Consider the following 15,055-nt stretch of genomic DNA (forward strand, 5'->3'; position numbering starts at 1 on the left):
CGCTTATATAATTTCAGGTACCACTGGCTTGTTGTAAGATCGCAATAATGTCAGCTTTAGTAACATTACGTGGGTTATCGACAATACAAATATCTTGCAATGCTGCCTCTGCAAGTTCGTTAAAATGCTCAGGCCGCGCACCGGCTGCAACAAGACTATTGGGTAAACCAATATCGGCCAGCAACTGCCGCACAGCCGTAACACCAGCGTCGCATCGCTGCCGTTCTGTCATTGCATCGCGGGCTACGCCGAATACCTGTGCAATAGCCGCGTATTCACTGCGACACACCAGACCGTTAAAGACCATAACAAAAGGCAACAAAATACCATTGGCGACCCCGTGAGCGATTTTATAGCGCGCCCCAACCTGATGGGAGATAGCATGCACTAGGCCTAAACCTGCGTTTCCAAATGCCAGACCCGCTTCGTAGGCAGCAGTTGCCATGTCAAGGCGGGCTTCCCTATCCTCTCCATCACCTACCACTATGGGTAAGGCGTGAACCAGTTTCTGAATGGCTGCAATCGCTAACGCTTTCGATATTGGATTGGCATTGCGGGCAGTAAATGCTTCTATCGCATGGGTTAGTGCATCAATTCCGGTTGCTGCCGTCACAGAAGGTGGCAAATTCAACATTAAACCAGGATCGACAACTGCCAGATCCGGCATCAGATCAGCATGTTTATTAAGGAACTTTTTCTCTCGGTCGGGTCCAAGGATGACGCTGATATCGGTCACTTCCGAACCTGTACCGGCTGTGGTAGGTACTGCGCCCAAACCGATCGTTCTGCGCCCACTAAAACCAGGTGAGACAAACTCCTCAATAGTGCAATTACAGCTACCTAGCATGGCGATTACCTTGGCAGCATCCAGCGCCGAACCACCACCAAAACCGAGCACAAAATCAGCGTTGCATTGTTTTAGTTGCGTAACGCCTTGCTGCACAACATCCGTTCCTGGCTCGCGTTCGATACCTGAGAATACGTTGGTTTCAATGCCGGCCCGCGCCAGACTGCGCAGAGCGCTACTCAGTAAACCCTTTTGATAAACCACTTTGTCAGCAACTATCAATACATGGACTACGTTCAAATCCTGTAACAGAGTACCTATTTTTAGAATCGCCCCCTCACCGACTAGAGTTTGACGGGGAGCACTGAAGTGAAATAAATTGCGCGGCGTTAATTCGTCAACGGTCTGAGTGACTACATCAGCAATCATGGATTCATTAATGGATGTTTGCATGAGATTCATATCAACCCATTCGTGCTTGAGGTACAGCATTAACATCAGCAAATGCGGCAATCGCTAAGGGTGTTAAAAATAATGGATGTGACGGCGCGATAACTTCAATGTCTGTGAACTCAGCAGCAAAGGCCGTGGTAAAACCGAACAAGGCGCAACAGCCACCGGTAAGGTAAATTGTCGGTGGGGAATACTCGGCAATATGTGCTTTCACTAAATCGGCCATTTTAGCGATGACCGGTCTTACTACCGTAAACGCTGCGCCTGAATCATCTTCACGCTTTAATAGTTCGGCTTCTTCATACTCTAAGCTATGATGACCAGCTAAAGTCAGAGTAATATGATGTCCGCCCGTAGGGTCATCAACTGATTTAACCACCTTACCTTGTTCGATGATCGCGGTACCTGTTGTGCCGCCGCCAATATCTACTACCGCAGCATCTTGTAGGTGCAATAAGGCGGCAACGCTGCTGGGTTCATCGATCACATTACTGACCTTGATGCCAGCCGATTCAACCACGTTAATTGATATCCGTGGATCGGTTCCCGGTGGAAATGATGTGCAGGCTTGCTCGATATTAATTCCTAAGCGTTCGCTGGCACGGCGTAGCTGTTCTCTGACAATACGGCAGGCGCCGTGGTAATTAACAACAACACCATCACGAACAACATCAGCCCAATCTAGGTAGCAGGCCAGAGGTCTATTGTGAGGATCAAGTACCACAGTTTGAATATCGGCAGTACCGAGGTCGACGCCGACCTTAAAAGGTCCACTATAAGGCTGCACAGTATCGTCGTTAACCATGGCTTTCGCCGCCGCCAATAATTGGTTTACTTCTGCAATGTTGTTTTTCATAGCACTGCCTCTAAACAATTCGAAATGCATCAACTAATGTGCAGCGACGCTTGCGCACAAAGGATGCAGCGTTCGTCACACCTTCACCCGTTGGGGTGGAAATTGTCATTGATGTCCAACCTTCCCCTCCGGCACCTAGCCCCGCAATACAAGGACCATTCTTAACAAACAAACTAGTATTTATTTCCGCCGCCATGCGTGACAGATTGTCAATATTCCGAGAATGCATTGCCGCGCTATGCAGATTGCCATTTTCCAATTCAATGGCCCAATCAATAGCTTGGTTAGCATCTTTAGCGCGGATCAATGCGATAACCGGCATCATCAATTCAGTACGGGCAAAAACGTGATCTCGTTCGGCTTCTAACACCAATAAACGTGTTGTCGTTGGCACATTAAAACCCGCGGCCGCAGCAATTTTTGCGGCATCTCGACCGACCCACTCAGGTTTAGGCCTAGCATTTGCTCCGGGGTAATCTCGTAATACCAATTGCGCAACAGCCTCAGCTTGTTGTACCGTTATTTCCACCGCGCCATGACGCACCATGGCGGCTTTTAAATCATCGGCAATGGATTCCACGGCGACGATTTCTTTTTCGTCGACGCATATAATATTGTTGTCGAACGATGCGCCCTGCACTATGCTGATCGCGGCGCGTTCAATGTCTGCAGTTTCATCGACTACAACAGGCGGATTACCTGGGCCTGCTGCCATCAAACGTTTGTCAGTAACGCTACGTGCAGCCTTTACCACTGCGTCTCCGCCGGTTACCGTCAACAAATGTATTCCCGGATAGACGAATAGCTGACCCGCTGCGTCAAGTGTGGGAGTTTCCAAACAGGTTACTATTGAGCTTGGACCTCCGACACTTGCCGAAGCCTGATTAATTAATTGAATAGCCCGTTGCGACGCAGCTTTTGCGGCCGGATGGGGTGAGAAAACCACAGAATTACCCGCTGCAATCATACTGATACTGTTATTTAGGATGGTCGCTGAAGGATTTGTTGACGGTGTAACTGACGCGATAACGCCCCATGGTGCATTTTCTACCAAAGATAAACCATGGTCACCGGTAATCGCGGTGGGAATAATCGCTTCTGTTCCTGGTGTTTTGTCGATCACCAATTGATTTTTACGGATTTTGTCGGCCACACGACCATAGCCAGTTTCCTGCACGGCCAGTTCAGACAACTCCCGCACATGTTGGCCCGCTAAGTTGCGAATAGCGGCAATAATAGTTTGACGTTGAGTAAGACTATGGAGTTGGCTCTGCGCCATATGCGCGGCAGCTACGGCATCATCCAAAGTAGTATAAATCCCATAACGTTCTCCATTATTCTGTGGCTCATGCATTTGGTCGATCACCCGCCTTACAATCATTTCGATTTGCTGTGCGTCTACCGATTGCTGTGCCATGTTTTATCTCCTGTGTTACTAACGCTGTTGATTCTTCTTAAACCAGCTAGATTTATTGCTGGTCACTTCATCAATAATCCCAACCACACTTAAATCAATCGGTACCTGTCCACTAGCATCAATCGACATCCGAGCAGAGCTACCGGCAACTACGAGTACCCACTCTCCTTCTCCCGCCCCCAACCTGTCAATCGCCACGGAGACTTCAGAGTCTTCATTACCGTCTCGATCAACAAATGTTATTAAGGCAAGCTTATCCATACTTAGTCTCTCGCTACGTACGGTTGCAACAACTTGTCCAATGACTTTAGCAAGTCTCATAATTCAGTCGTCCGATTGTTAAGTATTGGGAGCTACATCAGTCTTTTTCTTACTAGTCACTCTTTTTACAGGTGCTTTTTTAACGGCACTTGATTTTGGATTTATTGGAAATATTGTTTCCAAATCCAAATGCGGCCGGGGAATTACATGCACAGCGATCAGTTCGCCTAGCCGCTGCGCTGCCGCAGCTCCTGCATCTGTAGCCGCCTTGCACGCAGCAACGTCACCTCTTATAAAAGCGGTAACGTAGCCGGCGCCAATCTGTTGATAGCCGACTAACTCGACTCGAGCAGCTTTAACCATGGCATCAGAAGCCTCAATTAACGACGTCAAGCCTTTAGTTTCCAAAATACCCAATGCTTCCATCATGATATTATCCTCATAATTTCTAATGCTTATGTGTCAACAACGAGCACATGTTAGCCACTACAATTAACTGTCTGAAATGGTACTGTCAGAGCTAGTGATAGGAAATATTGTTTCCAAATCACCGTGTGGTCTTGGGATCACGTGAACTGCTACCAACTCACCAACACGTTGTGCTGCAGCGGCACCGGCATCGGTAGCTGCCTTACAGGCTGCCACATCGCCACGAACCATTGCTGTGACTAACCCACTACCAATCTGTTGGTAGCCAACCAGTTTTACTCGGGCAGCTTTAACCATGGCATCAGATGCCTCAATTAATGCCGTTAAACCTTTTGTTTCGATAATACCTAGTGCGTCATTCATAATTATTCCTCCTCAGGAAAAGAACTTTTTAATACTTAACTATCTATGCTTGCGCCATACAAGATGCCAGTACTGCAATATCGACAATATCGTCTGCACTGCAACCACGAGACAAATCATGCATGGGCTTGTTTAAACCTTCCAATAAGGGACCCAAAGCCTGGTAATGCCCCAGACGTTGAGCAACTTTATATGCAATATTCCCCGCATTAAGCGAGGGGAATATCAACACGTTTGAATTGCCATGTAATGGACTATCAGGACACTTCAATTTCGCCACTTCAGGTACTACAGCTGCATCAAATTGCAGCTCACCATCGATGAGTAATTCTGGATTTTTGCTACGTACCAATTCGAAAGCGTCACGTATTTTTTGCGCAGCAGGATGGGCTGAGCTGCCTTTAGTCGAAAAGGACAACATAGCTACCCGTGGTATTTCACCAGTGAGTTTTGCAAAACTGTTAGCGGCATCTATCGCAATATTGGCTAACTGCTCTACGGTGGGATCCGGCACCACCCCGGCATCCGCGAATAAAAATGTATTTTTTTTGTCCGGTGATACCATCAGAAAAAATGAAGAGACAGTTTTGTGTTGTTCGGCAACACCAATTACCTTTAAGGCCGCACGTAAAACATCACCACTAGTAGACAAATTCCCAGCTATGCAAATGTCCGCGTGGCCATAGTGAACCATCATTGCAGCGTAAAACAGGGGGTTACGCATAGCCTTCTGAGCGCTATCGCGATTGGCTTTTTTATTTTTCTCGAGATAGGTATCAACAAACTGTGAATGATAGTGAGACTGCAATGGATCAACCACGGCTAAAGTAGGCATTACCACACCTGTTTGGTGGGCCAAATCCCGTAATTCGAAGGGGTTACCAATAAGAATTGGTTCAGCTAATCCCTGTTTTTGTAATTCGTTAGCGGCCTGAATTAGACGAATATCCAATGAATCAGCAAATACAATCTTCTTTAAAGATGGTTTACATTTTTCTCTACATTGCGTTAATACATTCATTGGGCTGGCTTTCCGTTAAGCACATTTTCTACGCCAGATTCACTCAATACTGTGAGTAACATCAGAACATATAACGCGCTACTAAGACGATTTAGACCCTGTACTATATCTAGTCGAGTGAGTTCAAAAGTGTTAGTGATAAAGGCCTTGACCGATTCTAGTTCTGCCTCGCGAACCAAGGCTCGCAGCAGATTAAGCAGTGCCACATTATTGCCATGACTTTGTTCAGGTACAATATGGTCATGGCCCAGATATTTAAGAGGTTGATGTGACATGGTATGAATGGCATCGTCATCCAAGTCCCCCATACTTAATGCAGATAATGTCAGCCCGGTAACTTCGCAACGTAAAACATTGCCCATATACGAGCGTAAATCAGCCAATAACTTATGTAGCAGCGGGTATTTTTTTACTGCATCAAACTGAGTTTGTACAACAATGGTTTGTGCAATCAAGGTGTCCAACTTGCCACGAAAACGAATTCGCGGATGTGTTTTTGGAACCAATACTTTGTCGTCAAGTAAAGTCAATAATTCAGTTTTATGTTCAACCTCACTGCTGCAGACTACGCATTTACTTTCTGGCTGCTGATTACCACCGGTTAACGGATGCACCGACGTTAAATGTTGCTCAGTTTTTGTTGGTTCTCCCTCAAGGTAAACACGCCCATCATCATCAATATATTTGATGCGAATTTTTCGTTCATTCAGTAACTGACTTGCCGACGGCGTCAGTTTGGCATTGTATGGCAGATGAATTTCACTGCCATGGGCTAAACCAAACTCCTGCCTCAGCCAAGATTCAGTGATAAAAGTTGGCATGTTCACGCAGGCACCTGATCACCCGACCAATCGGCTGGGTAAGTAACATAAACAAAGCGGACTTTGCTTGGAGTAGCAAACTCTATGGCGGTATCTTTGGGAATATAAAACACATCACCCGGCTTTCCGATATAGGTTTTCCCGTCACAGCGAATGTGTAACTCTCCTTCGAGCACCACATCAATTTCGTCATAGGTCAGGGTCCAGGGGAAACTGGATTTTTCCCATTGCATGAATCCCGCTGCAATAGGACTATTATCGCCGGTACCGATAACATCGGTTATCCCAATCGACTTGCCCGGTGCACCATCAAACTCACCAAACTGCACGGAATTACCACGCACCAAAACCACACCACTTTCGGCAACGTCTCTTTCACACTGCGGGTCAGGAACATCATGCTGCAACTCTTTTATGGCTTTTTTGACTAACTGTTCAAGTAAAGCTGGGGTGTGTTTACCGCTTGGTAATTTTGCTTCAATCGCTTCCCTGATCTGATGCACGGTGTTTGCTGATTGCTGCAGCGTTGAACTGGAGCCTTTAGCTAAATGAGAGCCTTCAGCTAAACGAGAACCTTCAGATATATTAGTCTTTTCAGATAAATTAGCCTCTTCAGAAATTTTCACTCCCAACTTGTTAGCAACATCTCGCGCTTCAGGCGTGATAATCGTATCCCGCGGCAAAATTTCAAGCAAAGTCTCACCGTTGCGGTGAAGTTTTACAATATCCTGAGCTGTTACTAAAACTTTCATGTGTTATACCTTTTCACAGATTGTTGAGACCAATGCCATCACTCACGCTACATTAATCTGTTGCTGAGACGGGCTTGTCACCAGCGGAATATCCTGCAACGCAAGCAAATGTGAGCGAAGGCTTGCGATCCCTTTGTTATTAACAACAGAAGTAACAAAATAAGGTTCAGGAATACCGTTTTCTTTCAACAATCGACGGGCGCCACTAACATTTGCATCAGGTAGATCAGCTTTGCTAATCACACCAATGACACGTTTATTGCTATAAACACTTAATAAACCTGACGGCATCGAAAAATATTCTTTATTCGCCGCTTGTAAATAAACCAGCGTAGTCACGTTTACAATCGTTGACAGTAATGCGCCGTAGTAGGCTGGCCGCCCAACAAACTCCCCAGGAGTATCAATAACATTGTGCTGATGAAACTCAGCGGCTTGTGTTTTGCGCCGCACGTTGCCATTTTCTAATAAGGCATTCATCAAGGCGGTTTTTCCACACCCCACTTCTCCAATTACCACAAAATCAGACAACGTTTTTAGTGGCGTCAGCCGCTTCATGTTTTGGTCGCTGGGCATACCCTATATCCCAATATTGTTTGCAAGGTGTTTAACACCGCATCCAAAGCTTCGGACACGGCACCAATACTGCCGGTCAAAACCAAGGCGCCTGAAAAACGATCTAAAAAACCAATTTCTACTGACGCAAACTTAGTTGCAACATCACCGGCTATCATTGCTGTTTCACCTGGGGTTAAGGTCAAAATCCCTATCGCTTCTGCATGTTCTACTCCGACTTTTTTGCAAAGTTCTTCAGTCGGATTCGCTAACAAATGCGCAAGTGTGACTTGTTTACCTGGTACATATTCCTGAATAATCCGTTCGATATCAGCCGAATTATCTTGCTTGAATTGTTGCATTCAATATCGCCTTACCTAGTAGTGATCGCATCATGGGATGAGTCGTTCTGAACGCTATTGCCACTGAGCTTGAATAAACCAGTTACAGCAAGGTTGTACTCTAATGCTGTAATCACAGTTAATTACCCATAGTTGCAGTGACACTAAAAACAATACGGGAATCAGCGATATCACCAAATAAGTCAGATCCCGCTCCGTTTGTATCTATATAGGCTATTCGCGAAGTAAAAATACCACTGCTGATTTCAGCGCCGAGACTAAAGTCTAGGTAGCTGTCGTTTAATGCCTCATCAAGATCGTAATAACCAACTGATGCAGTCAGGACCACGTCGTAAGCCAGTGGTAAATTACCGGACAAAGCATAATAAATACCCGTCTCATCGATGTTAAAAACCTTATTCGAATAGCCCACCATAAAGCTGACTCTATCGCGGAAATTTACACTAGCTAATAATTCGTTCCAGTCGAGATCGGCATCACTGGCAGTACCAGGAAGAATGTAACGAATAGCCGTCGCATCTACCGACCAGTCTTGGTTTATATCGATGCCATAACCTAGATAAATATCAATTTCTTGATCAGCTTGATCGTCCGATACCCCCCGATCCTGAAAATCGACATTGGAACTCCACACACCTGCAGACAGACCACTAACGTGAGAAAAATCAAAGCTGGCTTGCACAGTAGGATCTTCTAAGGTTTGTGAAACACCGCGAAACATATAGTCTGATGCGATAGTGGCAGTAGCCGAAAATTCATAGTCCTTTGCGTCTAAAGCGTCTGCAGCACTGGCCACCTGACTATTAAAAAGCACAGGTGAAAAGAGAGCTATTGTAACTAGGTCAACAATAAAAATTGATCTTGTGAACATGCTAATAGACTCCAGAAAACAAGGTTAATGTTGTTGTTATTAGTGTCTGAGTTTTTTTAACTATCCGCTATTGTGAAAACTACGTAGTCTTCATCGGCTAACACGTAAGGTTATTTTTGCTGGCAGTTGAAGCGTCACTTGTTGTGGGGATGTATTAAGCTAAATCTGGCTTGACAGGTTTTATTACCCAGTTAGAAGTTGTTGTTTGTAAACCATTTCATTGATCCACTTACTAAACCTATCAATGCTAGGTTTTCTCTATCTACCTGCTCATTTCAGAAATACCCTTGCCGGTTCAGCAACAAAGTAAGTTGGAATAGCAGGGCTTCTGTAGTCAACCCGTAATTGTATGTGGGGATCCCTAATATCAACCTTTGCGTGGTTTAACTATTCTTCTTTACACTGAAACACTAATACCATTTGGAGAAAGGATTTGGCTAAGACGAGCAAGACCATCCAATAAGGCATTGCAGGAACTTGTAAATGACAATACTGGTAATTAATAGTGGCAGCTCTTCAATTAAGGCTGCGTTGTTTAACGATCAATCACTGGTCCGCTTGCTTGATGCTCGCGTCAACGACATTGGTGGCTCGAATCCGCAGCTTTGTGTGGGTAAGGAATCATCCGACGCTTCCGCCGAGACTCATGCCCAAGCTCTGACGCTGATTTTTGCTGCCCTCTCCCACTGTGGATATAACCTCTTCGACATTACTGCGGTGGGGCATCGAGTATTACACGGTGGTGAGGCGCTCGTCGAACCAACTATTGTTTCTACTGAGGTTGAACAGGTTATTGAATCAATGAATAAACTGGCTCCGTTACATAATCCGGCCTGTTTGGCGGGTATACGTGCAGCCCGGAAGGTTCTTGAACATTGCCCGCATATAGCGGTGTTTGACACCGGATTTCATTCAACCTTGCCGGCGCACGTCAAGCATTATGCACTGCCAAATGAGGTGACTTCGACCTATCATTTACGTCGATTCGGTTTCCATGGCATTAGCCACGATTATGTATCACGTGCCACAGCATCAGCCTTAAATAAGTCGATAAAACAACTGCGTATCATATCTTGCCACTTAGGCAATGGTTGTAGCGTGACTGCCATCGAAGGCGGTCGTAGTGTGGAAACCAGTATGGGCATGACTCCTCTTGAGGGTTTGGTTATGGGTACCCGAAGTGGTGACCTTGATCCCGGGATCGTGATCCAGCTACTTCGAGACTGTGTTGATACCGCGGATGAGCTGGACACCCTACTCAATCGAAAGTCAGGTTTATTTGGCATGACGGGTACTAATGACATGCGTGAGATTGAAGTAAGAGCTGCAAATGGTGATGAAAATTGTCTTCTAGCTATTCAAGTATTTACACATAGTGCGCGCAAATACGTGGGCGCTTACGCAGCCGTCATGGGAGGTGTCGATGTTATTGTGTTCACAGGCGGGATTGGTGAACACAGCGTCTTGATCCGGCATCGGATTGCACAACAATTCAACTACCTAGGGGCAAGCCTGGATGAGGATCGCAACCGAGATGCTCGTGTAACCGCAGCATCGCCGGTAATTGATATTGCTACCTCGACCAGTAAGGTCAGGATTGTTGTTGTCGCAACTGATGAGGAAGCGGCCATAGCTAACTCTGTCAACAGACTGCTTGGACAATATCAATTAACCTGAGATGAATCCCCGCGTAACTTCAGTTATGAGTAAGTTTATAAAAATAGCATGGGGTAAAATGGAGATCCGTTCGTATAGCTTACATGATGGATATATGAAACATGCTAAGCCCTATCAGAACCAGCCAAGAACCTTTAATGAAGCAGATGAATGGCCGATATAAAAACTAGCACCAGATCTGTGCCAAAACTTCTATATAAAAATGCAGTGGCGTTGCTATTCTTTATTGGTATTAGGAAAGTTAAAGATTTTGAAAAAAATTAACAACAAATTGAACTTATGCTGTTATTACCCCTCTGAATATATAGTTTTTATGTGTGTTCCCTTTTTAAGCCTGATTATCCATCAGGCTTTTTTTTTGCCAGTTTTTGTATTCTGTTCCGTCTTAATTTTAGTAGGCAAAGCCGATGCTTATGAATTACCCTCAACGCAAGGCTTGTCTATGATTAGTGAATTTAGTAGATCCCACAGCTTACTTAACTCCACAATCCAAGCATCAGTTTTTAATTTACCTAATTGACACTTTAGCCTTATTTATTCACATAAACCTTGCCATCTTTCATAACAAAATCGACATCTAGTAGTTGCTCAATATCATCCAAGGGTGAGCCATCAGTGGCGATAATGTCTGCTTGTTTACCTACTGCCAAGGTACCAATTTTGTCACTCATTCCAAGTAAATCTGCGCTATTAATTGTTGCTGATTTAATCACGTCCATATTACTTATGCCTGCTTTTGCCATTAGTACGGCTTCATAAGCATTAATGCCGTGTTTCGACACGCCACTATCGGTACCAAAGGCGATTTTCACACCCGCTTTATATGCACGGCCCACATTGCCCTGCATTTCATTTCCTACTTTTCGAGCTTTTTCTTTGATGGCATCACTCATAAAATCAGAATTCTCGGCCATCTCCAGCACAGTGTGTCCCGCTAATAAAGTAGGCACTAGATAGGCGCCGGTTTTCTTAAATAATTTAATCGAAGCCTTTCCGGCATAACTGCCGTGTTCAATGCTATCCACCCCTGCTTCAAGGGCGGCAATAATACCGTCTTCCTGATGGGCATGACTGGCAACTTTACGCCCCATTCGTTTAGCGGCGAGTACAACCTCTTTGAGTTCGTCCATTTCCATTTGCTGGCCGGTACCAGTAGCACGGTCGGTTAACACTCCACCAGTAGAAGTAATTTTAATTAGGTCAGCGCCGTACTTAATCGCATCACGAGTTGCCCGGCGGCAATCATAAGGACCATCGCAAATACTTGAGTCGGTATAAAGTTCCATTAAATCCGGTTTGACGCCACTTACATCCATATGGCCACCCGTAATACCAACGCCACCCGCAGCAACAATACGTGGTCCGTCTACCCAACCGTTATTAATCGCATCACGCAAGGCATACATTTCCTGAGCAGAAGAGCCAACATCCCTGACTGTAGTAAAGCCAGCTTTTAAGGTGCGCATAGCAAACATTAACGAACGCATTTCCACTAGTTGGCTTGACATTTTTAAACTTTCGTTATCGTTCTTTGGACCCAACTCAAATTGTAAATGTACATGCATATCCATTAAACCTGGCATCACAAAACGGTTTTTCAGATCAATTAACTCAATATCTTCACCGTAACTAGCAGGATCCTGATAGCCATCAATAATATGAGTGATCACATCATCTTTTAATACTAAAGTTTGTTTGGTTTTGACAGTCTTACCCGGCTCAGCAAGTAAGCTACCGATATGCATAACTTTAGTATTGGCTAATACCGAGTAGCTAGTGAGTAATGAAGTTAACAACACCCCATGGCTGATGAGGTTTGATTTACAAAATCGAGAAAATATTTTCATTGTTTATCCTTAATTTATGGGAACATATTAATGTTTTAGATTTTGGTAAAACGAGACCTATAACTACTTTACAGTTTGCCAGAAGTAAGTCTATTTTTTGTTTTTATATCACCCAGCCTAATGAATTCACAAAATAACTCCCCTGCTAAGATTGAAAAACTTAAAAACGCAACCAAATTTGCACAACAGAGGGTTGCAATGATAAGTACCAAAAAATGCAACAAAGAAGTCGCGCTACATTAAAAAGACCTATATAAAGACTCCCTTTATGTCAAAGAAGCCGCTTTTTCTTAATAGAAGGCAATACAACTATCATTAAGAAAATATGCTCCTTCATAAAGACCAAACTGCCTTTTTATATAGTAGGCATATTAATTAATTTTACTATGAGAACGTTATGATTAATCAGTTACAGGAAAGATATCAACTGTCGTTATTGTTGCTACTCGGCACTATCGCTGTGCTCGGGGTGTTTCCATTTGCGGTTATACGTTATCTCGATGGAAATTTAACAGCATCAATCATTGATATGGCCCTAGTACTTGGCCTCATAGTACTAGTTGCTTATGCCTATTATTCCAAAAAAATACGGCTTGTGGGCGCGATATTGGCAATATTTATTAATGGTGGTGCGGTAGTTATCGCGATCGCGAATGGAATAAATAGCTTTTTGTGGGTTTATCCTGTTTTCGCCAGCACTTTTATTCTAGTTAAGCCGATTGAAGCTTTTTGTATTAATGTCGTAGCCGGTATATCACTGGTAGCTATGGCCGAAATTTTTGACATTATTTCAATGGATTCCTTCATTGTGACAATACTAATACTATCAATCAGCGCCTTTGTTTATGCCAACCACAGTTTAAAACAGTTTCGCTTGCTGGAAACTCTCAATACTGTTGATGCACTAACAGGTGCATTTAATCGCCGAGCCATGAGTACAGATATGCAAGCTGCCTTATCCAACTCCGAGCGCAACGGCATTAAACAGTTTTTAGCGATTTTAGATTTAGATTACTTTAAGTCGGTGAACGATAAATACGGCCATGCAGTTGGGGACCAAGTGCTGAAAGAGTTTGTAAAGATAACCACATCGCACATTCGTCAATATGATCGGCTTTATCGATTCGGAGGGGAAGAGTTTGTACTGTTAATCCCTGTGGTCGAAGAACAACAACAGACGTTTATTGACAACCTTAGAACAGTTATTAAGAAAAACTTGAAAACACCGAATGGTGAAGAGATAACGGTATCCTTTGGTGTTGCTCCCTGGATACCAGGAACAACACTAGATACTTGGCTACAACGTGCAGATGAGGCGCTATATCAGGCTAAAGCAAAAGGTCGTGACTGCGTTGTATTTAACAACGAATAGCTTATCTGGCAATTACCATCTAATTATCTGGTAATTAACCTGATGAACTAAAAACGCACTGTCATAACTTTTATAGAAATAATTAACTGTAAATTGAACTTATGCGTTTATCACCCCTCTGAATATACAGTTTTCATGTGTGTTCTCTTTTTAAGCCTGATTTTATGTCAGGCTTTTTTTTTGCTTTTTTTGGTCCGCAAAGCCGATGTTAGGTGAATTAACGGTACAATCATATTAATTTGATTTTGGTCGAATCGACCTGCACTTATTCATTATTTTATTCACAGGAGAAAGTTGTGGCCTCTAAAGCTAACTACTCACAAGGGCTATTACTATTTCGCCTAAAAAATGGCCGTCAGTTTGCTTTGGGTACATTAAAGATCCAAGAGCTTGTGCCGTATAAACCTGTAACATCAATGGTTAGGTCAGAATCAGGAGTCAAAGGTGTATTAACAATACGCAATCAAACTATCGCAGTGATCGATATGGCTGAAGTGATAGGGCTTGGCCCAATTCCAGAAAGTAAACTCAAACAATCTTTTATTGTTGTGACCGATTGCCAACGAAGAACAGTTGGATTTATTGTTAGCCAAATTGACAAAATTGTTGAGACCAATTGGCGTGAAATCAAGCAGCCTGATAAAAAACTGGGAGCCGGAGTTTTTATTACTGGGACGGTCAAAATTGAAGACGAGTTTATCCAGCTAATAGATGTTGAGTTACTGCTAAATAAAATCTTCCCAGCAGATCCCCGTGCGGCACTAGCGGTGGTTACCGATTTTCAGCGGGAACAACTTAAGCCAATGAATATCTTGGTTGTTGATGATTCATTAACAGCTAGGCGGCAACTAACCGATGTTTTAGAGTTATTGAATGTACCATTTCATGTGACAGACAACGGTCAAGAGGCACTGCTGTATATGCGAGAACAAGCCTCGAATGGGCATCCAGTTAATCTGTTAGTTTCCGATATTGAGATGCCAGGATTAGATGGTTATGAACTAACCTTTGAAGTGCGCAATTCGCCAGATCTGGCAGCTGCCTATATCATTCTTCATACCTCGTTATCGAGTGAGATTAGCGTTGGCCAAGCTCACCAAGTCGGTGCAAATGAAGCCCTAACAAAATTCGACGCAAAAGAATTAGTGCTTTCAATGCTGCGTGGTGTTGAGTTTATCAATATTCAGCCAAAAGACTGAGAGCATTAAAGT

The 15,055-nt window shown here is 43.9% G+C and carries 17 protein-coding genes; 4 read left to right on the plus strand and 13 right to left on the minus strand.

The genetic code is table 11. The annotated features are described in order from the left end of the window. Positions 1 to 13 precede the first annotated feature (13 nt). The 12 genes from GARC_RS25490 to GARC_RS25545 form a co-directional block, all read right to left on the minus strand. Complete coding sequence (locus tag GARC_RS25490; RefSeq protein WP_226989341.1) at positions 14 to 1,249, minus strand: iron-containing alcohol dehydrogenase; 1,236 nt, start codon at positions 1,247 to 1,249, stop codon at positions 14 to 16. A 1-nt stretch (position 1,250) separates the two neighbouring features. Further along, a complete protein-coding gene (eutJ, locus tag GARC_RS25495) occupies positions 1,251 to 2,096 on the minus strand; it encodes an ethanolamine utilization protein EutJ (RefSeq protein WP_007625959.1) in 846 nt (281 codons plus the stop codon). Positions 2,097 to 2,106: 10 nt separating this feature from the next. After that, positions 2,107 to 3,513, minus strand: coding sequence for an aldehyde dehydrogenase family protein (locus tag GARC_RS25500; RefSeq protein ID WP_007625960.1), 1,407 nt, complete (start codon positions 3,511 to 3,513; stop codon positions 2,107 to 2,109). 18 nt (positions 3,514 to 3,531) lie between these two features. Then, positions 3,532 to 3,834, minus strand: a complete 303-nt coding sequence (locus GARC_RS25505) for a EutN/CcmL family microcompartment protein (RefSeq protein WP_039990545.1) — start codon at positions 3,832 to 3,834, stop codon at positions 3,532 to 3,534. Between the two features lie 18 nt (positions 3,835 to 3,852). Next, on the minus strand, positions 3,853 to 4,203 hold the full coding sequence (gene eutM, locus GARC_RS25510) for an ethanolamine utilization microcompartment protein EutM (protein ID WP_153811029.1): 351 nt from the start codon (positions 4,201 to 4,203) through the stop codon (positions 3,853 to 3,855). A gap of 63 nt (positions 4,204 to 4,266) precedes the next feature. Beyond that, complete coding sequence (gene eutM / locus GARC_RS25515; RefSeq protein WP_407636173.1) at positions 4,267 to 4,569, minus strand: ethanolamine utilization microcompartment protein EutM; 303 nt, start codon at positions 4,567 to 4,569, stop codon at positions 4,267 to 4,269. 40 nt (positions 4,570 to 4,609) lie between these two features. Further along, on the minus strand, positions 4,610 to 5,587 hold the full coding sequence (gene pta, locus GARC_RS25520; protein ID WP_007625966.1) for a phosphate acetyltransferase: 978 nt from the start codon (positions 5,585 to 5,587) through the stop codon (positions 4,610 to 4,612). Then, a complete protein-coding gene (eutT, locus tag GARC_RS25525; RefSeq protein WP_007625967.1) occupies positions 5,584 to 6,408 on the minus strand; it encodes an ethanolamine utilization cob(I)yrinic acid a,c-diamide adenosyltransferase EutT in 825 nt (274 codons plus the stop codon). Before eutT ends, pta begins: the two co-directional genes overlap by 4 nt. Before the next feature lie 2 nt (positions 6,409 to 6,410). Continuing rightward, positions 6,411 to 7,160: an ethanolamine utilization acetate kinase EutQ gene (eutQ, locus tag GARC_RS25530; protein WP_007625969.1), complete on the minus strand. Its 750-nt coding sequence runs from the start codon at positions 7,158 to 7,160 to the stop codon at positions 6,411 to 6,413. Between the two features lie 42 nt (positions 7,161 to 7,202). Beyond that, positions 7,203 to 7,736: a EutP/PduV family microcompartment system protein gene (locus GARC_RS25535; protein ID WP_007625971.1), complete on the minus strand. Its 534-nt coding sequence runs from the start codon at positions 7,734 to 7,736 to the stop codon at positions 7,203 to 7,205. Further along, a complete protein-coding gene (gene eutS, locus GARC_RS25540; protein ID WP_007625972.1) occupies positions 7,715 to 8,077 on the minus strand; it encodes an ethanolamine utilization microcompartment protein EutS in 363 nt (120 codons plus the stop codon). Before eutS ends, GARC_RS25535 begins: the two co-directional genes overlap by 22 nt. Positions 8,078 to 8,195: 118 nt before the next feature. Beyond that, positions 8,196 to 8,948, minus strand: coding sequence for a TorF family putative porin (locus GARC_RS25545; protein WP_007625975.1), 753 nt, complete (start codon positions 8,946 to 8,948; stop codon positions 8,196 to 8,198). A 483-nt stretch (positions 8,949 to 9,431) separates the two neighbouring features. Here GARC_RS25545 and GARC_RS25550 point away from each other — a divergent pair, with 483 nt between their 5' ends. After that, the gene (locus tag GARC_RS25550; RefSeq protein ID WP_007625977.1) at positions 9,432 to 10,625 is read left to right on the plus strand and encodes an acetate/propionate family kinase; all 1,194 of its coding nucleotides are present in this window, start codon (positions 9,432 to 9,434) and stop codon (positions 10,623 to 10,625) included. 25 nt (positions 10,626 to 10,650) lie between these two features. Then, positions 10,651 to 10,788, plus strand: a complete 138-nt coding sequence (locus GARC_RS26870) for a hypothetical protein (protein ID WP_153811030.1) — start codon at positions 10,651 to 10,653, stop codon at positions 10,786 to 10,788. 367 nt (positions 10,789 to 11,155) lie between these two features. On the opposite strand, the gene GARC_RS25560 is transcribed toward GARC_RS26870, so the two are convergent. Continuing rightward, positions 11,156 to 12,472 carry a metal-dependent hydrolase family protein gene (locus tag GARC_RS25560; protein WP_007625981.1) on the minus strand — a complete coding sequence of 439 codons (1,317 nt, stop codon included), beginning with the start codon at positions 12,470 to 12,472 and terminating at the stop codon, positions 11,156 to 11,158. Positions 12,473 to 12,869: 397 nt separating this feature from the next. Between GARC_RS25560 and GARC_RS25565 the strand changes: the two genes are divergently transcribed. Further along, positions 12,870 to 13,844 (plus strand): GGDEF domain-containing protein, encoded by a 975-nt coding sequence (locus GARC_RS25565; protein ID WP_007625986.1) that lies wholly within the window; start codon positions 12,870 to 12,872, stop codon positions 13,842 to 13,844. Between the two features lie 296 nt (positions 13,845 to 14,140). Next, the gene (locus tag GARC_RS25570; protein ID WP_007625988.1) at positions 14,141 to 15,043 is read left to right on the plus strand and encodes a chemotaxis protein; all 903 of its coding nucleotides are present in this window, start codon (positions 14,141 to 14,143) and stop codon (positions 15,041 to 15,043) included. The last annotated feature ends 12 nt before the right edge of the window (positions 15,044 to 15,055 follow it).

This window comes from Paraglaciecola arctica BSs20135, from assembly GCF_000314995.1.
GTDB lineage: Bacteria > Pseudomonadota > Gammaproteobacteria > Enterobacterales > Alteromonadaceae > Paraglaciecola > Paraglaciecola arctica.

Coding starts and splice junctions, on each gene's coding strand:
- GARC_RS25490 (WP_226989341.1), bottom strand. CDS start 1,249: ATGAATCTCATGCAAACATCCATTAATGAATCCATGATTGCTGATGTA.
- eutJ (WP_007625959.1), bottom strand. CDS start 2,096: ATGAAAAACAACATTGCAGAAGTAAACCAATTATTGGCGGCGGCGAAA.
- GARC_RS25500 (WP_007625960.1), bottom strand. CDS start 3,513: ATGGCACAGCAATCGGTAGACGCACAGCAAATCGAAATGATTGTAAGG.
- GARC_RS25505 (WP_039990545.1), bottom strand. CDS start 3,834: ATGAGACTTGCTAAAGTCATTGGACAAGTTGTTGCAACCGTACGTAGC.
- eutM (WP_153811029.1), bottom strand. CDS start 4,203: ATGATGGAAGCATTGGGTATTTTGGAAACTAAAGGCTTGACGTCGTTA.
- pta (WP_007625966.1), bottom strand. CDS start 5,587: ATGAATGTATTAACGCAATGTAGAGAAAAATGTAAACCATCTTTAAAG.
- eutT (WP_007625967.1), bottom strand. CDS start 6,408: ATGCCAACTTTTATCACTGAATCTTGGCTGAGGCAGGAGTTTGGTTTA.
- eutQ (WP_007625969.1), bottom strand. CDS start 7,160: ATGAAAGTTTTAGTAACAGCTCAGGATATTGTAAAACTTCACCGCAAC.
- GARC_RS25535 (WP_007625971.1), bottom strand. CDS start 7,736: ATGCCCAGCGACCAAAACATGAAGCGGCTGACGCCACTAAAAACGTTG.
- eutS (WP_007625972.1), bottom strand. CDS start 8,077: ATGCAACAATTCAAGCAAGATAATTCGGCTGATATCGAACGGATTATT.
- GARC_RS25545 (WP_007625975.1), bottom strand. CDS start 8,948: ATGTTCACAAGATCAATTTTTATTGTTGACCTAGTTACAATAGCTCTC.
- GARC_RS25550 (WP_007625977.1), top strand. CDS start 9,432: ATGACAATACTGGTAATTAATAGTGGCAGCTCTTCAATTAAGGCTGCG.
- GARC_RS26870 (WP_153811030.1), top strand. CDS start 10,651: ATGAGTAAGTTTATAAAAATAGCATGGGGTAAAATGGAGATCCGTTCG.
- GARC_RS25560 (WP_007625981.1), bottom strand. CDS start 12,472: ATGAAAATATTTTCTCGATTTTGTAAATCAAACCTCATCAGCCATGGG.
- GARC_RS25565 (WP_007625986.1), top strand. CDS start 12,870: ATGATTAATCAGTTACAGGAAAGATATCAACTGTCGTTATTGTTGCTA.